This is a genomic window from Streptococcus macedonicus ACA-DC 198, from assembly GCA_000283635.1.
GTDB lineage: Bacteria > Bacillota > Bacilli > Lactobacillales > Streptococcaceae > Streptococcus > Streptococcus macedonicus.
Genome location: HE613569.1, coordinates 1,277,624 through 1,298,221, shown reverse-complemented (window position 1 = coordinate 1,298,221; position 20,598 = coordinate 1,277,624). Strand labels below are relative to the sequence as shown.

General features: G+C 34.6%; 20 protein-coding genes. 18 read left to right on the top strand and 2 right to left on the bottom strand.

All coding sequences use genetic code 11. The annotated features are described in order from the left end of the window. The first annotated feature begins 11 nt into the window (after positions 1–11). Positions 12–1,124 carry an aminotransferase gene (locus SMA_RS06535; RefSeq protein ID WP_014294808.1) on the top strand — a complete coding sequence of 371 codons (1,113 nt, stop codon included), beginning with the start codon at positions 12–14 and terminating at the stop codon, positions 1,122–1,124. 115 nt (positions 1,125–1,239) lie between these two features. Then, positions 1,240–2,061 (top strand): ABC transporter substrate-binding protein, encoded by an 822-nt coding sequence (locus tag SMA_RS06530; protein WP_014294807.1) that lies wholly within the window; start codon positions 1,240–1,242, stop codon positions 2,059–2,061. Positions 2,062–2,108: 47 nt separating this feature from the next. On the opposite strand, the gene SMA_RS11045 is transcribed toward SMA_RS06530, so the two are convergent. Next, positions 2,109–3,457, bottom strand: a protein-coding gene (locus SMA_RS11045) for an IS3 family transposase (protein WP_115266054.1) whose coding sequence is annotated in 2 segments (ribosomal slippage) — positions 2,109–3,016 and positions 3,016–3,457 — 1,350 coding nt in all. Because the reading frame shifts where the segments join, the coding sequence is not laid out codon by codon here. A gap of 323 nt (positions 3,458–3,780) precedes the next feature. Between SMA_RS11045 and rpsU the strand changes: the two genes are divergently transcribed. Beyond that, positions 3,781–3,957, top strand: a complete 177-nt coding sequence (gene rpsU, locus SMA_RS06515; protein ID WP_000048058.1) for a 30S ribosomal protein S21 — start codon at positions 3,781–3,783, stop codon at positions 3,955–3,957. 61 nt (positions 3,958–4,018) lie between these two features. On the opposite strand, the gene mscL is transcribed toward rpsU, so the two are convergent. After that, positions 4,019–4,396, bottom strand: a complete 378-nt coding sequence (gene mscL / locus SMA_RS06510; RefSeq protein ID WP_014294806.1) for a large conductance mechanosensitive channel protein MscL — start codon at positions 4,394–4,396, stop codon at positions 4,019–4,021. Between the two features lie 320 nt (positions 4,397–4,716). Here mscL and dnaG point away from each other — a divergent pair, with 320 nt between their 5' ends. The 15 genes from dnaG (at position 4,717) to SMA_RS06435 (ending at position 20,588) form a co-directional block, all read left to right on the top strand. Continuing rightward, complete coding sequence (gene dnaG / locus SMA_RS06505; RefSeq protein WP_014294805.1) at positions 4,717–6,525, top strand: DNA primase; 1,809 nt, start codon at positions 4,717–4,719, stop codon at positions 6,523–6,525. Between the two features lie 8 nt (positions 6,526–6,533). Then, on the top strand, positions 6,534–7,637 hold the full coding sequence (rpoD, locus tag SMA_RS06500) for an RNA polymerase sigma factor RpoD (protein WP_014294804.1): 1,104 nt from the start codon (positions 6,534–6,536) through the stop codon (positions 7,635–7,637). Positions 7,638–7,658: 21 nt separating this feature from the next. Further along, complete coding sequence (locus SMA_RS06495; RefSeq protein WP_014294803.1) at positions 7,659–7,994, top strand: metal-sulfur cluster assembly factor; 336 nt, start codon at positions 7,659–7,661, stop codon at positions 7,992–7,994. 307 nt (positions 7,995–8,301) lie between these two features. Continuing rightward, entirely contained in the window at positions 8,302–9,156 is an 855-nt protein-coding gene (gene rfbD, locus SMA_RS06490) for a dTDP-4-dehydrorhamnose reductase (RefSeq protein WP_014294802.1), read from the top strand. 211 nt (positions 9,157–9,367) lie between these two features. Continuing rightward, entirely contained in the window at positions 9,368–10,522 is a 1,155-nt protein-coding gene (gene cps2T / locus SMA_RS06485) for a beta 1-4 rhamnosyltransferase Cps2T (protein WP_014294801.1), read from the top strand. Continuing rightward, positions 10,512–11,447, top strand: coding sequence for a glycosyltransferase family 2 protein (locus SMA_RS06480; RefSeq protein WP_014294800.1), 936 nt, complete (start codon positions 10,512–10,514; stop codon positions 11,445–11,447). Before cps2T ends, SMA_RS06480 begins: the two co-directional genes overlap by 11 nt. After that, positions 11,444–12,250 (top strand): ABC transporter permease, encoded by an 807-nt coding sequence (locus tag SMA_RS06475; protein ID WP_014294799.1) that lies wholly within the window; start codon positions 11,444–11,446, stop codon positions 12,248–12,250. The genes SMA_RS06480 and SMA_RS06475 overlap by 4 nt, the downstream gene beginning before the upstream one ends. Next, positions 12,250–13,458, top strand: coding sequence for an ABC transporter ATP-binding protein (locus SMA_RS06470; protein ID WP_014294798.1), 1,209 nt, complete (start codon positions 12,250–12,252; stop codon positions 13,456–13,458). The genes SMA_RS06475 and SMA_RS06470 overlap by 1 nt, the downstream gene beginning before the upstream one ends. Before the next feature lie 28 nt (positions 13,459–13,486). Then, a complete protein-coding gene (locus SMA_RS06465; protein ID WP_014294797.1) occupies positions 13,487–14,503 on the top strand; it encodes a glycosyltransferase family 2 protein in 1,017 nt (338 codons plus the stop codon). Beyond that, positions 14,500–16,197, top strand: coding sequence for a rhamnan synthesis F family protein (locus SMA_RS06460; protein ID WP_014294796.1), 1,698 nt, complete (start codon positions 14,500–14,502; stop codon positions 16,195–16,197). Before SMA_RS06465 ends, SMA_RS06460 begins: the two co-directional genes overlap by 4 nt. Then, positions 16,194–16,988, top strand: a complete 795-nt coding sequence (locus SMA_RS06455) for a glycosyltransferase family A protein (protein ID WP_014294795.1) — start codon at positions 16,194–16,196, stop codon at positions 16,986–16,988. Before SMA_RS06460 ends, SMA_RS06455 begins: the two co-directional genes overlap by 4 nt. An 11-nt stretch (positions 16,989–16,999) precedes the next feature. Beyond that, the gene (locus SMA_RS06450) at positions 17,000–17,695 is read left to right on the top strand and encodes a glycosyltransferase family 2 protein (protein ID WP_014294794.1); all 696 of its coding nucleotides are present in this window, start codon (positions 17,000–17,002) and stop codon (positions 17,693–17,695) included. A 1-nt stretch (position 17,696) separates the two neighbouring features. Beyond that, positions 17,697–18,032, top strand: a complete 336-nt coding sequence (locus tag SMA_RS06445; RefSeq protein ID WP_014294793.1) for a DUF2304 domain-containing protein — start codon at positions 17,697–17,699, stop codon at positions 18,030–18,032. Continuing rightward, positions 18,025–19,293: an MATE family efflux transporter gene (locus tag SMA_RS06440; RefSeq protein ID WP_014294792.1), complete on the top strand. Its 1,269-nt coding sequence runs from the start codon at positions 18,025–18,027 to the stop codon at positions 19,291–19,293. The genes SMA_RS06445 and SMA_RS06440 overlap by 8 nt, the downstream gene beginning before the upstream one ends. Beyond that, entirely contained in the window at positions 19,290–20,588 is a 1,299-nt protein-coding gene (locus SMA_RS06435) for a DUF2142 domain-containing protein (protein WP_014294791.1), read from the top strand. The genes SMA_RS06440 and SMA_RS06435 overlap by 4 nt, the downstream gene beginning before the upstream one ends. The last annotated feature ends 10 nt before the right edge of the window (positions 20,589–20,598 follow it).

Below are 20,598 nucleotides of genomic sequence, written 5' to 3'. Positions count from 1 at the left end.
TGAGGTTTGAGATGAAATTACCACGTTTTGGCGTTGAAGAATGGCTTAATGTCCATGAAAAGGAAGCAATCTATGATATGGCAGGCGTTTCAATTGATGCGCTGACTTTGCAAGAATTATTTGACTTGGCTGGCATTTCGCAAGAAGAGTTTTACCAAGAATTATTAACTAAAAAGTTAAATTATGGTTGGATTGAAGGCTCACCTGAATTCAAAAGGGCAGTTAGTAATCTCTACCATTCGGTAGCAGAAAGTCAGATTCTTCAGACCAATGGGGCAACGGGAGCGAATATGTTGGTTTTATATGGATTGATTGAACCAAAAGACCATGTGATTTCTATCTATCCGACTTACCAGCAGTTGTATGATATTCCAAAATCATTGGGAGCCGAAGTTGACCTTTGGCAAGTCAAAGAGGAAAATAATTGGTTGCCTGATTTAGATGAATTGCATCAGCTAATTCGCCCAAATACCAAAATGATTTGCATTAATAATGCCAACAATCCAACGGGAGCTGTTATGGACGATGAGTATTTGCAAGAGTTAGTTGCGATTGCGAAATCGTGTGGGGCTTATATTTTGGCAGATGAGGTTTATCGTTCGTTTACGACTAAAAAAGTTTCTTCTATTATAGATTTGTATGATAAGGGAATCTCGGTTAACAGTCTCTCAAAAATATTTTCACTACCTGGTATTCGTGTCGGCTGGGTAGCAGCTTGTGATGAGGTAACTGATATTTTACGAGATTATCGGGATTACACCATGATTTGTGCGGGCGTTTTTGATGATATGGTAGCCAGTTTAGCACTTGAGCATAAAGGAGCTATTTTGGCACGAAATCGCCATATTGTCAGAGAAAATTTGGCAATTCTTGATCAATGGATTGCCTCAGAACCTAAAGCGTCTTACATTCGTCCTGCAGAAGTACCGACATCTTTTGTTAAGCTTGATGTTAATGTTCCAAGCGAAACATTTTGCTTAACGTTATTGCAAAAATATGGTGTTTTATTGGTTCCAGGAAATCGTTTTGATAGAGAAGGTTATGTTCGTTTAGGCTATTCTTGCCAGCAAGAAACACTAAAACAGGGCTTGCAGTTATTATCGGCATGTTTGAAAGAATTTTAAGGAAATCTTGTAAAATACAACCGACTGAAAAACTGAATTTTTATTCAAAAACTCGTTGACGTATTGCAAAAAAATAGCTAAAATAGAGATAAGTTTAAGAGAAAAGAGAATAAATATGAAAATCAAAAAAATATTTTTAGGGGTTCTTGCGCTGATTTCTGTGCTGACTTTAGCTGCTTGTGGCTCGTCATCAAATGAAAATTTACAAGAAAAAATTGTCAAAAAAGGGAAATTAGTTGTGGCTATCAGCCCAGACTACGCCCCGTTTGAGTTCAAAGCTTTGGTTGATGGCAAAGATACCATTGTTGGTGCTGATGTGGAATTGGCGCAAGCTATTGCTGATGAACTTGGTGTCGAATTAGAACTATCATCAATGAGTTTTGACAATGTTCTTTCAAGTCTTCAAACAGGAAAAGCTGACATGGCAATCTCTGGTTTGTCTTATACTGAAGAACGTGCCAAAGTGTATGACTTTTCAGATGCCTATTATGAAACTGAAAATGCTATTTTAGTTAAAGCGAGTGATGTTGATACCTACACATCAGTTGATAGTTTGTCAGGTTTAAAAGTGGCAGTTCAAAAAGGAACGATTGAAGAAAATTTGGCAAAAGACCAACTATCAGATTCTAACATTGTTTCGTTAACAGCTATGGGCGAAGCTATTAATGAATTAAAATCTGGTCAAGTTCAAGCTGTCGATTTGGAAAAACCAGTCGCAGAAGGTTACCTTTCACAAAATTCTGACTTAGCTCTAGCAAGCTTTGCTCTTGAAACAGGCGAAGGTGACGCCAAAGCAGTAGCTATGCCAAAAGATAGCGGCGAATTGGTAAAAACAGTTAACAAAGTCATCAAAAAATTAGCCAAAGAAGATAAATACAAACAATTCATTTCAGACGCAGCACAACTTACAGGTGATGCGGTTGATGAAGACGAATAATAAAAGGAGCTGAAAGTGAAGTGACCCCCAAATGTTAGACTAAATATTTAAGTTAAGGATTGAGTTCTGTATTGCACAGGACTTAGTCCTTTTAATGTAAGTTTGATTCGTTTAGTGTTGTAGTAGTTGATATATTCTGAAATAGCTGTTTTCAATGTTTCGAGAGAAGTAAATTCCTTCTCAAACCCATAAAACATTTCTGTCTTCAATGTTCCAAAGAAAGATTCCATCATGCCGTTGTCTAAGCTATTTCCTTTACGCGACATGGACGGTCTCATTCCATGCTCCTCAAGAAAATGATGGTAGTAAGTGTGTTGATATTGCCATCCTTGGTCACTATGTAAAATAGTGTCCTGATAAGTTTGTTCAGGAAAAGCCTCGGAAAGCATTGTTTTAAGTTGTTGTAAGTTTGGCGAGGTAGATAAATTGTATGCAATAATCTCACTGTTAAAGCCATCAAGAACTGGTGATAGATACAATTTTTGATCACTAGCAGGAATTGAAAACTCTGTTACATCGGTATAACACTTCTTAAGTGGTTGGGCAGCTTTAAATTGACGCTTAATGAGATTATCAGCTTTCTTGCCGACCTCACCTTTATAAGAGTTATAGCGACGTTTCGCACGGATTCTAGCTTTCAAACCAAGTTCTGTCATCAGACGTTGAACTTTCTTATGGTTAACTTTATAGCCTCGATTTTTAAGTTCGAGGTGAATTCTACGGTAACCATATCTCCCTTTGTTCTCAGAATAAATATTTTGAATAGCTTCTTTTAATTCTTTGTTTTTATCTACCTGGGTTAGACGTTTAACCTGATAATAGTAGGTTGATCGAGACAACTTCAAAATATTAAGTAGGATTCTTAAATCAAATACATTGATTAGTCCTTGAATGATTTCTGTTGCTCTTTGAGCCTTGCTTCGTCCCTCAATCGGAGTTCTCTCAACTTTTTTAGTACGGCATTCTCCGCTCTAAGGTACTCATTTTCATATTGAAGACGCTCTAATTCAGTCATTTCTTCAAGTTTTTTCTTTGGTTTGCGTCCCATTTTTACAGGTCTCCCTCTTGATTTCTCAAGAATAGTATACCCGTTTTTCTTGTATTGCGCTATCCAATTAGGAAGCATTCCCTTATTTGGTAATCCATAATCTAGAGAAACCTCTAGCTGAGACCTACCTTTCATCAGAACTTCTTTTATGATTTCTTGCTTTAGTTCAGGAGAATAATACCTATTTTTCCTTTTACAAACGCTTTCCAATCCGTGTATATCAATAAGACGGACCATGTATTGAAGGTTATACTTACTAATATTAAATGTTTGACTGATTTTAGACCATGTCCAACCAGATTGTCGTAAGCGATAGATTTCAATTTTATCTTCATAACTTAATTTCATAGAAAAACACCCCAAAAGTTAGATTTGTTGTCTAACTTTTGGGGTGCAGTTCAAAGTCAGCTCCTTTTATTTTATGTTATCCCAGAAAAACGACCACCATAGGCAGTCGTTCTTAGGAGATTATGAAAAAGAAAGTTTATTAGGATTGTTTATAGTATAGAGAGTGATTCTTAAAAAAATCATAAGCATAGTGAAAATTTCTTTGGAAGTATTTTTTAGTTTTTATTGCATTTTAATGCGCGTAAGGATTGACTTTTTTTGATAAATTAGGTATCCTAGTAAGGAACGTGTAAATGTTACAATATCTTGAGGAGGTGAAACACATGTCAAAAACAGTAGTACGTAAAAACGAATCACTTGACGATGCACTTCGTCGTTTCAAACGTTCTGTGACTAAAGCTGGGACTCTTCAAGAATCACGTAAGCGTGAATTCTACGAAAAACCTTCTGTAAAACGTAAACGCAAATCAGAAGCAGCTCGCAAACGTAAAAAATTCTAATTAAATTTAGATACAAGAAAAGAGGCGCCAAGCGTCTCTTTTTATGCTCTAGATTGAAAAATTATTTTTCTTTCAACAAATCGCGGATTTCTGTAAGAAGTTCTTCTTGTGTAGGTGCGGCTTCTTCTTCCACTTCATCTTGTTTTTTACCAAAAGCAGAAGCAGCGTTAGCAGCTTTAACGATGAAGAAGAGGGTTGTACCAACAATTAGAAAATTAATAACAGCGCTTAAGAAACTACCATAGGCAACACCATGCCAAGAAAGTTCTGCAATTTTTTCCACACCAGCTGCTTTCAAAGCAGGGTTAAGAAAAAGTGGAGTGATAACATCTTTAACAAGAGATGTTACAATAGCGTTGAAAGCTGCACCAATAACAACAGCGACAGCAAGGTCAAGGACATTGGCCTTGAACAAAAACTCTTTGAGTTCTTTAATCATAGAAAAACCTCCTATATTTAAACGTTAACAGTATCATTATAGCAAAAAAAACATACAAAAGGTAGCTATCTGCCTAAAAATGTGAATAAATCTAGTATTTATTTAGAGAAATATTCAAAAAATGCCATTCTTATTCATTAAACGTTAATGTTGAGCTTTTCAAAAAATACTTTTTATATTGAAAATGATTCTATTGAGATTGAAAACGTCAAGAAACTAAAGTAAAAAAAGGGATTCAATTTCCTAAAATTATTGCAACTATTTGGGGTTTTAGATTTACAAATGCCGCTTAAAATGTTATAATGAAATACAAAACTAAAATGGGATTAGTGCGTGGAGGTGATCTTTTGGCAATTGACAAAGAATTAATTTCCGAGATAAAAAATAGCGTTAATATTGTTGATGTTATTGGCGAGGTGGTTAGTCTTACACGTGCTGGTCGCAACTATATTGGACTTTGTCCATTTCACAAGGAAAAAACGCCGTCTTTTAATGTCATAGAAGACAAGCAATTTTTTCATTGTTTTGGTTGCGGAAAATCCGGTGATGTTTATAAGTTTTTGGAAGAATATCGACAGGTTAGCTTTTTAGAGAGTGTTCATCTTGTAGCTGAGCGCGCTGGAATCCCTTTGCAAGATGATGTTCAACAGACACAAACAAAGCCACAAAATCCTAATCAGATATTGATTGACATTCATAAAGACGCGGCTAAGTTTTACAATGCTGTTTTAAAGACGACAAAAGAAGGGCAAGAAGCGAAGAACTATTTAGCACAACGTGGTTTGACAGATGAGCTGATTGATTATTTTAATATTGGATTGTCGCCAAACGAACCTGATTTTTTATACCAATCTCTAGCAAAACGCTATGATGAGAATGCTTTAATGGCTTCAGGTCTTTTTAGTTTGTCCGAAAGAACGAATCGTGTCTATGATGCTTTTCAAAATCGGATTATGTTTCCATTGACCGATGACAGTGGTCAGGTTGTTGCATTTTCGGGACGGATTTGGACCAAAGAGGACCTTGAAAATAAGCAAGCGAAGTATAAGAATACTCGTTCCACAGCGCTGTTCAATAAATCGTATGAACTTTATCATTTAGATAAAGCTCGTCCAGTAATGTCGAAAAAACATGAAGTCTATTTGATGGAAGGTTTTATGGACGTTATTGCTGCCTACCGTGCTGGTATTGAAAATGCTGTCGCTTCTATGGGAACGGCATTGACTCCAGACCATGTTAGACATCTGAAACGTTATGCCAAAAAAGTGATTTTGACTTATGATGGTGATAATGCTGGTCAAAATGCGATTGCCAAGTCTTTGGAGCTTCTAAAAGACTTTAACGTTGAGATTGTGCGTGTTCCTGAGCAAATGGACCCTGATGAATTTATCCAAAAAAATTCGCCACAAGCTTTGGCAAATTTGCTTGAGAATAACAGGATAAGTAGTACAGAATTTCTTATTCATTACTTGAAACCTGAAAATAGCGATAATCTCCAAGCAGAGATTGCTTATGTCGAGCAAATTTCAAAAATTATTGCGCAATCGCCGTCAATTACAGCACAAAATTCGTATATTAATATGGTGGCTGATTTATTGCCTGACTTTGATTACTATCAAGTCGAGCAATCGGTAAATAGTGAACGTCTGCAAAACCGCTCAAATCTGCAATTAGAAGCAGTTAAACAACGAGTGACTGTTGTGGAATTACCTATTTCCAAAAATATATCTGCAATTATCAAAGCAGAAAGTCAGTTAATGCACCGACTTTTGACACACGATTATCTCCTCAATGAATTTAGAAATCGTGGCGAATTTACCTTTGATACCCAAGAGTTGCAAGCTTTGTATGATTTATTAGTGCAGCAAGGTGAGGTGAATTCTTATGATTTAGCGCAATTTGATGACCGAACACGCCAGATGTATTATCGCGTTTTGGAGGAAAATTTACCAGATGAAATTGCGAATAATGAAATAGAGGAAATTATTGATAAGCGTGATCGTCTTCTTCGAGAAAGAGATTTGCAAAAGCAAAGCAAACTCATTCGTGAGTCTAGCAATCTTGGAGATGTTGATGCAGCTTTAGAGGCTTTGGAAGATCTCATTGCCCAAAAAAGAAATATGGAATAGAGGAAAATATGGCAAAAGAAATTACAACTTTTAATGTTCAAGTTGCAGAATTTATTCGTAATCACAAAAAGAACGGAACTGCCGTTGATGATGAAGTAGCTGAAAAATTAGTTATTCCATTTTCACTAGATGCCGATCAAATAGATGACCTTTTGGAACGTTTGACAGATGGTGGTATTTCAATTACGGACAAAGAAGGAAATCCATCAACAAAATACGTCGTTGAAGAACCAAAACCAGAAGAATTGACAGACGAAGAATTACTTGGTAGTAATTCTGCCAAGGTTAATGATCCAGTTCGTATGTACCTCAAAGAAATTGGTGTCGTGCCATTGCTCACTAGCGAGGAAGAAAAAGAATTGGCTGTTGCCGTTGCTGCTGGTGACCTTCAAGCAAAACAACGTTTGGCGGAAGCTAACTTACGTTTGGTTGTTTCAATTGCAAAACGTTATGTTGGACGTGGTATGCAATTTCTTGACCTTATTCAAGAAGGAAACATGGGCTTGATGAAAGCCGTTGATAAATTTGACTACTCAAAAGGATTCAAATTCTCAACTTATGCGACATGGTGGATTCGTCAGGCTATCACACGTGCAATTGCTGATCAAGCTCGTACGATTCGTATTCCTGTTCACATGGTTGAAACCATCAATAAACTTGTTCGTGAACAACGTAACCTCCTTCAAGAACTTGGACAAGACCCAACGCCTGAACAAATTGCAGAGCGTATGGATATAACGCCTGACAAAGTTCGTGAAATTTTGAAAATCGCTCAAGAACCTGTTTCATTGGAAACACCAATCGGTGAAGAAGATGACAGTCACCTTGGTGATTTCATTGAAGATGAAGTTATTGAAAACCCAGTAGATTACACAACTCGTGTCGTACTTCGTGAACAATTGGACGAAGTTTTGGATACGTTGACAGACCGTGAAGAAAATGTGTTACGTTTGCGTTTTGGTCTTGATGATGGTAAAATGCGTACACTAGAAGATGTTGGTAAAGTTTTCAATGTGACGCGTGAACGTATTCGTCAAATTGAAGCCAAAGCTCTTCGTAAACTACGCCACCCAAGCCGTAGTAAACAACTCCGTGATTTTATCGAAGATTAATTATTAATGTGAGGTTCGCTTATGTCAGAACAAAAATATACTGAAGAAGAAGTAGCAAAAATCAAAGATCGTATCCTTGAAGCTTTGGAAATGGTTATTGACCCAGAATTGGGCATTGATATTGTCAATCTAGGTCTTATCTATGAAATACGCTTTGAGCAAAATGGTCATACTGAAATTGATATGACGTTGACAACAATGGGATGTCCACTTGCTGATCTTCTTACAGATCAAATTCATGATGTGATGCGCCAAATTCCAGAAGTAACGAATACTGAAGTGAAGCTGGTCTGGTACCCAGCTTGGACGGTAGATAAGATGAGTCGCTACGCTCGCATTGCTTTAGGAATTAGATAACTATTAATAAATATATCACCAGCAATCATTAGATTGTTGATCTTTTTATAAATAAATATAATTTTTTATTGAATATGAATTAGTGGAAATTCGGATGTTTATTGGTATCGTATCGAAAATATTCCTAGTAATACAAACTTTAACAATGTTGTTAAAATGAGTGAGCAGACAGCTATTTCGCGTGGAAAACATCATTCTGAAAAAGAAAAATATAACTAAGGAGAAGAGAAGTCTCTTCTCTTTTTCTAGTGCTTTTTCTGAAAAAATAATGTAAAATAGTAGAGAATGAATTTAAAGGAGTTCTAACATGATTTTAGTTACAGGTGCCAATGGACAATTAGGAACAGAATTACGCTATTTATTAGATGAACGTGGTGAAGAGTACGTAGCGGTTGATGTTGCGGAAATGGACATCACAAACGCTGAAAAAGTTGATGAAGTATTTGCGCAAGTAAAACCAACAGTTGTTTACCATTGCGCGGCTTATACAGCCGTTGATGCTGCCGAAGATGAAGGTAAAGAACTTAACTATGCTATTAACGTAATAGGTACAGAAATTGTTGCCAAAGCAGCTGCTAAATATGGTGCAACTCTTGTTTACATTTCAACTGACTACGTTTTTGACGGAAAGAAACCAGTTGGTCAAGAATGGGAAGTTGATGATACACCAGACCCTCAAACAGAATACGGACGTACAAAACGTCTTGGTGAAGAAGCTGTTGAAAAATACACTGATAAATTCTACATCATCCGTACAGCTTGGGTATTTGGTAACTATGGTAAAAACTTTGTTTTCACAATGCAAAACCTTGCCAAAACACATGGCACATTAACTGTTGTCAACGACCAACATGGTCGTCCAACATGGACTCGTACTTTGGCTGAATTTATGACTTATTTGATAGAAAATCAAAAAGAATTTGGTTATTATCACTTGTCAAATGATGCTGCTGAAGATACAACTTGGTATGATTTCGCAGTAGAAATCTTGAAAGATACTGATGTTGTGGTGAAACCAGTTGATTCAAGTCAATTCCCAGCTAAAGCAAAACGTCCACTTAACTCTACAATGAGCCTTGCTAAAGCTAAAGCAACTGGTTTTGTTATTCCAACATGGCAAGAAGCTTTGCAAGAATTTTACAAACAAGACGTTAAAAAATAATAACTGTTCGTCGCAGTTTCAAAACATGATTATGGGGTTAGGAGATTTTCTAACCTCATTTTTTATTGTGATGCCCTAGGTGCTTTTGTAGTATTTAAAAATTGTACAATTCATCACATTCTGTCGCTTAGACTTTCCCTTTTTCTTTCGCCAGCTTATGTAAATTATGGTATAATGAAAATGATTGTATTTTAGAATGGAGAAGTGTGCCATGCAACATGTATTCATCATCGGAAGTCGTGGATTACCAGCAAAATACGGTGGTTTCGAGACTTTTGTTGAGGAGTTGGTAAAAAATAAGCAGAGCGCAGACATTGTTTATCATGTGGCTTGTTTGAGTGACGATAAGCATCAAACGCACTTTAGCTATGAAAGCGGGGATTGTTTTACCATCAAGGCACCTAAGATTGGTCCTGCTCGGGTCATCGTTTATGATATGATGGCTATTAATTATGGACTTCAAATGGTAAAAAAAGAACACATTGAACACCCTATTTTTTATATTTTGGGTAATACGATTGGTGCTTTTATCGTGCCTTTTGCTAAGAAAATTCACGCTGTCGGTGGTAAAGTTTTTGTCAATCCCGATGGTTTGGAATGGAAACGATCTAAATGGTCAAAACCTGTTCAAGCTTATTTAAAATATGCTGAAAAATCAATGGCTAAAACGGCTGACTTAGTGATTTCAGATAATATCGGTATTGAAACTTATATTCAGGAGTCTTATCCAGAAGCTAAGACACGGTTTATTGCTTATGGAACCGACTTGACAAGGTCAAGCTTGACTGCTAATGATTATAAGGTTAGAAAATGCTTTGAAAACTGGCAAACAAAGGAAAATGGCTATTACTTGATTGTCGGACGATTTGTTTCAGAAAATAACTACGAAACAGTAATCCGAGAATTTATGAAATCAAACACTAAGCGTGATTTGATTATCATTTGTAACCATGAGAACAATCCTTATTTTGACAAATTGAAACGGTTGACGAATTTTGAAAGAGATAAACGTGTGAAGTTTGTTGGAACAGTTTATGACCGTGATTTGTTAAATTATATCCGAGAAAATGCATTTGCCTACATTCATGGACATGAAGTTGGAGGAACAAATCCAGGTCTGCTTGAAGCTCTAGGACATACTAAACTTAATCTTGTCCTTAATGTTGATTTCAATAAATCAGTAGCTGATGCAAGTGCCTTTTATTGGAATAAAACCTCTGGTAATTTATCATGTTTGATAAATGATGCAGATGGTCATTATGATTTTACAGAATATGGAAACCGTGCCCGTGCGATTGTTGAAAAAAATTACACATGGGAAAAAATAGTAGGAGAGTATGAGGAACTATTTTTAAATGAAAATTAATATTCTCATGTCCACCTACAATGGTGAACAATTTTTGGCTGAGCAGATTAAAAGTATTCAAAAACAAATAGTCAAAGACTGGATATTATATATCCGAGACGACGGCTCTAGCGACCGCACACCAGAAATTATTCGGCAATATGCTCAAAAGGATTCACGTATTGTCTTTATCAATGCTGATAATCGTGAAAATTTTGGCGTCATTAAAAACTTTTATACGCTTTTAAAACATAGCAAAGCTGACTATTATTTCTTTTCTGACCAAGATGATATCTGGTTGGAAGATAAATTAGCGGTGACTTTAGCTGAAGCTGAAAAATATAGCAATGACAAACCATTGCTCGTTTATACGGATTTGAAAATTGTTGATAGAGAGCTAAATGTTTTGCATGAAAGCATGATTAAAACACAGTCTGACCATGCCAATACTAAACTAGTTCAAGAATTAACCGAAAATACGGTAACTGGTGGAACAGCGATGATCAATCATGCTCTTGCCGAGCTTTGGACAACAACGGATAATCTCTTAATGCATGACTGGTATTTAGCATTGATTGCTAGTGCCTTGGGACATTTGGTTTACCTCGATTACCCAACAGAATTGTATCGTCAGCATGACACTAATGTTCTTGGGGCAAGAACATGGTCTAAACGGATGAAAAACTGGTTAAAACCACATAAACTCGTTGAAAAATATTGGTGGTTAATTGATGCCAGTCAAACACAAGCACGTTTTCTGCTAGACTTAAATTTATCACCAGAAAACAGAGAATTGGTTGAAAATTTTATAACTATTATGGATAAGTCACTTTCTCAGCGTATTCATACTTTAAACAAATATGGTTTACGTAAGAACAGAAACTTCCATACGTTTGTCTTTAAAACACTAATTATTACCAAATTTGGTTATAGGAGAAATAAATGAAATTCTTTAGTAAAGAAAATAAAATCTTATTAAAAGAGATGGTAAAAACAGATTTTAAACTTCGTTACCAAGGAAGTTTAATTGGGCATTTATGGTCAATCTTAAAACCATTGATGCTCTTCACAATCATGTACTTGGTATTTGTTCAGTTCTTGCGATTCGATGATGGAACACCACACTATGCAATTAGTTTGTTAATTGGTATGGTGACATGGAACTTCTTTTCTGAAGCAACTAATATGGGGATGATGTCTATCGTATCTCGAGGTGATTTATTACGTAAATTGAACTTTTCAAAAGAAATTATTGTTATTTCATCAGTTGTTGGTGCGGCTATTAATTATGGTATTAACTTGATTGTTGTATTTGTTTTTGCATTAGTTAATGGCGTGACAGTTTCTTTCGGTTGGTTAACTATCTTTCCTCTCTTTATAGAGTTATTTCTATTCTCAGCGGGCATTGCCTTTGTACTTGCTACTCTGTTTGTAAAATATAGAGATATTGGTCCTATCTGGGAAGTGGTGATGCAGGCTGGTATGTATGCAACACCAATTATTTATTCCCTTACATTTATTTTGCAACGTGGTCAAGTCACAGTCGCAAAATTGATGATGCTAAATCCATTAGCACAAATTATTCAAGATATGCGTCATTATATTGTTTATTCAGGTAGTATGCGTGGCTGGGATCTTTATAATAATCATATTTGGGGAGTAATTCCTTATATCCTTCCAGTCTTAATTCTTATTATTGGATATAATATTTTCCATAGAAATGCTAAGAAATTTGCGGAGATTTTATAATGTCAGATAAAAAAATTGCAGTAAAAGTTGATCACGTTAGTAAGTATTTTAAATTGCCAACGGAAGCAACACATAGTTTGCGTACAGCGCTAGTTAATCGTTTTAAAGGAATTAAAGGGTACCGAAAACAACATGTTTTGAAAGATATTTCATTTGATGTTTACAAGGGAGATTTCTTTGGAATTGTTGGACGAAATGGTTCAGGTAAATCAACCCTTTTGAAAATCATTTCTCAAATTTATGTTCCTGAAAAGGGGAAAGTCACTGTAAATGGTAAAATGGTATCTTTCATTGAACTTGGTGTCGGATTTAATCCAGAACTAACAGGACGTGAAAATGTTTATATGAACGGTGCCATGCTTGGATTTACAACTGAAGAAGTAGATGCCATGTATGATGACATTGTTGAGTTTGCGGAACTTGAAGATTTCATGAATCAAAAACTCAAAAATTACTCAAGTGGTATGCAAGTTCGTCTAGCCTTTTCAGTAGCCATCAAAGCTCAAGGTGACGTGCTTATCCTTGATGAAGTCCTTGCAGTTGGTGATGAAGCTTTCCAACGTAAATGTAATGATTACTTTTTGGAACGCAAAGCTTCAGGAAAAACGACTATTCTTGTAACACATGATATGGGCGCAGTTAAAAAATATTGTAACCGTGCCGTTTTGATTGAAAATGGATTAGTTAAAGCTTATGGTAACCCATTTGACGTCGCTAATCAGTACAGTTATGATAACACTGAAAAAGAATATGATGACAATGTTCAAGAAGAACGTGAAGTTAAAGAAGATGACAAAATCTCAGATATTTCTATTAACTTGTTTTCTGAAAAACGCTTAACACCAAAAGATGAAATTTCTTTTGAAGTCAAATATAATATGCTTCAAGATATGGATACATATGTAGCGTTATCATTTACTGATATTGACCGCAATATTTGGATTTATAATGATAACTCAAAAGAACATATGACAACAGGCGCTGGTAAAAAAACTGTTAAATATAGTTGCCACATTCCAAATGTGAATGACTTGAAATTGAAATTGGAGGTGACAATTCGAGATAAAGATGGACAAATGATTGGCTTTGTCCCAGCTGAAAAATCACCAATTATTTTATTAACACGTGATGATCTTGATTACAATAACGAATCTGAAGTTGATTCAGCAACAGGTCTCATTCAACGTAATGGTCAATGGGAGTTTTAAAATAATGGTTTAATAAATGAGGTAAAGAATGAAAGTATCTATTATTTGCACAAATTATAATAAAGAGGCATGGATAGAAGAAGCTATTCAAAGTTTCTTGAACCAGAAATGTAATTTTGAATATGAAATCATTTTAGTTGATGATGCTTCTAGTGATCATTCTCCTCAAATTATTGAGCGCTATGCTAAACTATTTCCAGAAAAAATTAAAACTATTTTTCATCAAGAAAATCTTGGAATTACAAAAACATGGATTGAAGTTTGTAAGTTAGCTCAGGGTGATTATATTGCACGCTGTGATGGCGATGATTATTGGACAGATGAGTATAAACTTCAGAAGCAAGTTGAGATTTTGGATAAATCAGAAACATCAAGTTGGTCTTGTAGTGATTTTGATATTATCTCTAAGTCAGGGGAGCTTCGTCATAAGGAAGCTATTAAAAATGGCATTATCCGAAAAATGTCTAGTTTTGAAGAAATGCTAGCATTTCGAGGAATGACCATGTCATCAACATGGTTAGTAGACCGTGAACTGATGTTAGAAGTGAATGAAGCTATCTCTCCAGATGCGGTTGATGATACATTTTGTCTTCAACTAGAATTGTTTACGAAAACTGAGTTGACGTTTTTGCCTGAAGCGACAACCGTTTATCGCTTACATGAAGGCTCAGATTCACACCCAGCATCTGTTGAAAAAATGTCAAAACGTTTTGAAAAACTTCAAGAAACTCAAGAAGAGTACCTTGATAAGTATTACTCTCGCATAGATTTCAACGCATTAACACGTTATCTTTTCTTAGAAAATACGGAGCATGAGAAAATTCTTGCTCTCCATAAGCAGGAATTGGCAACGCAGATGAATAATGCACAGATCATTCTCAATAACTTACTTGAAGAAAGAAATAAACTAAGATTAACTGAAGAAAATCTGAAAGTTCAGATCGCTGAAAGGGATCATTGGCTGAAAGAGTACAACAAAGTTGTTCATTCTAAACGTTGGATAATTCCAACTAAGATAATCAATTTATTCAGGAGAAATCGATGAATCGAATCTTACTTTATGTTCATTATAATAAATTTAATGAGCTAAGCCCCCATGTTCTCTATCAACTTGAACAACTAAGCCCGTCATTTTCATCAATCTATTTCATTTCAAATAGTAAGTTAAGCAAGGAAGCAGTCCAAAAATTACAAGAGACTAAGCTCATTGATGATTTACTTGAACGTCAAAATGAAGGTTATGATTTTGCAGCATGGAAAGATGGTATTTTTTCTTCATTAGATAGTATAAAGACATTTGATTCATTGACCTTGATGAATGACACTTGCTTTGGCCCATTATGGGATTTTAAAGCTATCATAGATCGATTTGAGTCAGATGATGCCATTGATTTTTGGGGCTTAACTAATCATGCGGCTTGTAAAATAAAGGGAGGAAGTTATGTGGCAGAGCATTTGCAATCATATTTTCTCTCTTTTAAGAAGCAAGTTGTAGAGAGTCAAGCATTTATTGATTTTTGGTCAAATGTTAAAAGTTACAGGGATGTTCAACAAGTTATTGATGCTTACGAAGCAAAATTAACAGGACAATTAGTTGAAGCAGGTTTTCATTATGATTCAGCGCTTGACCTGTCAAACAAACCAGAGCTTGGAAATGTTTCTATCTTCAGACCTGATTTAATCATTGAGAATGGAATTCCATTTGTTAAAGTTAAGGCGTTTAGTCACGCAGCTAACCTAGCACCATTTGTTTTGAAAGCAATTGAGGAGAAGAGTGAGTATTCAAGTGATTTAATTGTTAATCATCTCTCTACTATATTACCACCAACGACATCTTTTTTATTACCTTATAAAAAGTTGAATCAGTCAGATAACACTCTAAAGCAAACTTCAAAGACAGTTTTGCACCTACATTTTTCAACACGAAATGGCATAGAAGTTTTAACTAGTTTTTTGAAGAGTCATAAAAACATGACAACTTTAGTTAGTGCTGAATCAGAGAAGCTCTTAGAAGAGGTAAAAGATCAGTTTCAACGAGAAGATGTTATTAGTTATGCTTACGAACATATTGAAAGTGTTAGAGATTGGCAAAAAGTCATTAGTAATTCTTATGAGATAATTGATGGCAATTGCTTAGCTTATATTCATGTTTCAGATTTCTTTGAAAATCATTTGGTTGACTCCTATAGCCTAAAAGAACTACTTGAGATAATGTTTTCGTCAGAGAATGCCATTAAGAAAACATTTCTTGATGATGAAAATGTTGGTCTAGCTATTCCAGATCTTCTTTCATATGAAAGATATAAAGATAGCCAAATGGCTATTGATAAAGAAGTTTTTGAAAGATTCAATATTTCTGGAGCAGAAGTAAAAAATTCTATGATAGAAAAAGCTTGGTCGGCTTATTGGATTAGGGGAGATGGATTGCAAAAATTATGGAATGACAAAGGTAACCTAACGCTTTCAGATTTTGAGAAACTTCTTCCAATTTTTAATTGGAAAGAGCGCTATGATTTTGTTTTGCTACCAAATAAGGCAAGTCTACCTGCTTTAATTGATGCCAAAAAAGCAAATGATATGCTTTTGTCATCAGAACTAGAGGTACCTGATGACATTAACTATCCAGTAAGTGCAAAAATAGTTCTGAGGTTCTTTAAAAAAGCAACGCTATTAACTCTGACTTATTTTTTAAAACGTCTAAATTTAATCAAATTAGTTAAGGAAAAACATAATAAATGAGTGAAAATAAACATACCATTGCCATTTGTGCATATGGGGAAAGTTCATATTTAGAAGAGTGTATTCGTTCGGTTGAGAAACAAACAGTATCATCTGATGTTTATCTGTATACATCAACACCAAACGATTACATTAAATCATTAGCAGAAAAACATCATCTTCCATTATATGTTGGTGAACGTAAATCAATTGGCGCGGACTGGAATCAAGCACTCTCACATTGTAAGACAACATATGCAACAATTGTTCACCAAGATGATTTATATGATGAAACTTTCACTGAAAAGGTAATGGCTTCGTTTAAAAAACACCCTGATTCAACAATTGTTTATACTGATTACCATGAATTAAAAATGACAGCAGAAGGAGTAAAAGATATAGCTAGCAACCAAAATTTGAAAATCAAACGCTTGATGCTTAATGTTTTATCTGTATGTTCAGGTTCAAAATGGTGGCGCAATCGAGTTTTATCATTTGGTAATCCAATTTGTTGCCCAAGTGTTTCATATAATATGTCTAAACTATCTGATTTTAAATTTGATGAAGAAATGAAAACAAGTTTGGACTGGTATGCTTGGTACACTATCTCTGCACAATATAAAGGACGTTTTTCTTATATTAAAGAGTCGTTGATGTTCCACCGTATTCATGAAGAATCTGAAACGACAGCGACGATTTCTAACAATACTCGCACAAACGAAGATTTACAAATGTATCAATTGCTTTGGCCAAAAGTTATCGCTAACTTACTGATTAAGTTTTATCAAAAAAGTCAGAATTCAAATCAATAGGAGGCAGCCGCGTGTTAAAAAAATTAATTATTATCCCTGCATACAATGAGAGCAGCAATATTGAAGGTACGGTTGCTGCAATTAAAAAAGATGCACCAGATTTTGACTATGTCATTATTAATGACTGTTCAACAGATAACACACTTGAAATTTGTCTAAAAAATAATTTCAATGTTGTATCACTTCCAATTAACCTTGGAATTGGTGGTGCTGTGCAAACCGGGTATTTATATGCTAAAAAACATGATTATGATTTAGCTGTTCAAGTAGACGGTGACGGGCAACATAACCCTGCTTTCTTATCCAAAATGGCTGATGAGTTGATAGAAAGTGATGTTAACATGGTAATTGGGTCACGTTTTTTAGAAAAAGAAGGCTTTCAATCATCATTTATGCGTCGTTTGGGGATTCGCTATTTTATGGGTTTGATTCACTTGCTTACAGGTAAGAAAATCACAGACGCAACTTCAGGATTGCGAATGATAGATCGCAATATTATTGAACTGTTTGCGAGTGATTATCCAGATGACTATCCAGAACCAGAAACAATTGTTTCATTGTTAAATAAAGGTTATTATGTTAAAGAAATTCCTGTCATCATGAATGAAAGGCAGGGTGGTGTTTCATCAATTTCTGCAACAAAATCCGTTTATTATATGATTAAAGTGACATTGGCTATTTTATTTGTAAAATTAAGGGGGAAATAAGATGACACAAACAGCGAGCCTTTTTATCTCAATTGTTATTGTACTTTTTGTTGCTTATTCGTTCCATTTGATTAAGAAGGATAAACTATCTATTCGTTATTCGTTATCATGGTACATTTTAAGTGTGATTTTATTGATTGCGGTTTGGTTCCCAAATTTATTAGTTATTTTAGCTAAAGTCCTTGGAATCTATTCGCCAATTAATCTGGTCTTCTTTGTTGGATTTTGCTTAAGTTTGTGGATTCTTTTCTCACTAACTCGCATTGTTTCTATTCAAAGCTCAAAAATTAAAAGTTTGGCACAACAAATTGCATTGAGTGAGAAGAAGGATGATTAAATTATTGAAAATAGGGCAGAAAGCCTCTCAAAAAGAAGTCTTTGCTTGGAATATTTTGGGAAGTTTAGCTTCAGCAGCTATGTCAACGCTTTTGCTGTTGTCTGTAGCTCGTTTATTGGATATCTATAATGCCGATGTTTTTAGTATTGCTTATGCTGTTGGAAATCTATTGGTTACAGTAGCTACTTTTCAAGTTCGTGACTTTCAAGCAACAGATATTAAAGAGAAGTATTCCTTTAACAATTATTTTTATGCGCGTGTATTGACTATCATTGTTATGATAGTAGTTGCATTGGGTTATGTTGTCCTTCACGGATACGATTTTTATAAATCTTTATGTGTTATACTGATTTGTTTTTATCGAAGTAGTGATGCTTTATCCGATGTTTTTCAAGGTATGTTTCAACAGCATGAGCGACTAGATATTGCTGGAAAATCTCTTTTTTTTAGAAATGGATTTATCTTTGTAGGTTTTACAATTGCATTAATTATTACACATGAGCTGTTGTTATCATTGATTATCATGAATGTGTTATCATTTGCTTTTGTTTTTGTTTTTGATTTTTGGTTAAGTCGATACTTCAGTAAAATCAAAGTTTTTCATTTCTCATTTAAACAAATCAAAGGCTTATTAATTGAAAGTAGTCCGCTATTTATTAACGCTTTTATGCTAGTTTCAATATACAACCAACCAAAATATGCACTAGATAATTTATTTGAACGAGGCCTACTTGAAGTAGGTGTTCAAACAGATTTTAATATTTTATTTATGCCGGTTTTTGCTATGAATTTGACAATGATTTTCTTTAGACCGATGATGACGCAAATGGCTATTTTTCTTGAAAGAAAAGAATTTGAGTCATTTGTTCATTATCGTCGAAAATTATTGCAATCATTAGTTGTTATTTCATCCTTAATTTTAGCAGTAGTGTCTGTTATTGGAGTTCCAATTTTAAATATTGTTTATTCGACTAATTTGAATAGGTATTTGTTTGCCTTTATCATTTTGATTGCTGGAGGAATTGCAAGTACTTTTGCGACAGTTTGTGATAATATTTTGACTGTTTTGCGTAAGCAAAAGCTCTTGGTTATATCATTTGCTAGTGGTTTTTGTGTTTCATATCTTTCAGCTAATCCGTTGGTTGAACACTATGGCATTTACGGTGCTTCCATATCGTTCACTTTGTCAATGTTAACATGGCTACTGGTATCACTAGTTATTTATTTTAGCGCAAAAGATTCATATAAGGAGAAAAAATGAAAATAGAAAAGTTATTTTTATTCTTAGCAGTCCCCTGTATTGCATTGTTCATTTTTCTAATGCCTGTAACTGAGGCACCAGATGAAGGAATGCATGCTGGAATTGCATGGGATATTTTTTATGATAACAGTAAGACTTTTGAGTGGTTGACACTTCATCAAACTGATGTTATTAACAATGAGTCTCCGACACCTGCAGATGTTAACAAAGATAAATACATTAAGTTTTTTACTGAGAAAAAAGATTTTTCATCAGACGTATTTAGCCCCAAATTTTCAATTAAAAGTATAGTGCATTTGCCGCAAGCTATTGGAATGCTAATAGGAAAAGTTATTTATCCATCACTGGGTGTTATAATGACGTGTGGACGTTTGGTCAATGCGCTTGTGTATATCATTGGTATTTACTTTTTGATTAAGTATTTACAAGTTGGTAAATTAGCGATGCTTTTTATTTCGTTATTACCAATGATGTTACAGCAAGCAGCATCTCTATCATATGACGTTTTAAATTATGTTATAATAGCCGCTTTTTTTGTTTTTTATGTTAATTTATTATCCGATCGTAAATTTACTAATAAAAGATTTATTAAATTAATAATTTTAATCCTTGCTTTATGGGGAAGTAAGAATAATAATTTATTGTTACTTCCATTTTTAGCAATGATTGATTTTGAGTTTGAAGGAGTGTTAGCGATATTGAATCCAGTTTATGATTTCTTTAAAAAGAATCGTAAATATTTTATTATTACTACTGTTTTATTAGGAGTAGTGGGGGGATACTTTTTCCTGAAATCACGAGGTGGTACACAACATTTTATCTGGGCGATGTTTAATACATTTTTCTTAAATCAAGAAAATGGTCATCTAAATACTTTCTTGACGATTGGAATTTTTGGTTATTTTGGCTGGTTAGCAACTGCTTTGCCGGTGTGGTTGATTTTTATCGATATTGCAGCGCTGATTATTATTTTCTTAAGTGAGGATTTTCAGGTAACTAAACTTGAGGGAAATGCTTCAGCGTTAATTTTTCCATTACAGGTTTTAGCAATTGTCGTTGGCATGTATTTTGCATGGACACCACAGATTTTAGGACCAAATGCAAATATTTCACAAGGTGCGCAAGGGCGATACTTTACACCATTTTTAATTTATTTAGCACCACTATTTAGTGCATATAAATCGAAATTTGATATTAAAATGGAGCAGAAATCTTTACTTGCTTTATCAACTGTTCTAATTTTAATTAATGTTTTAATTTCATTAACTGTCATTTGGACTTATTATTGGGTATAGGAGTACAATT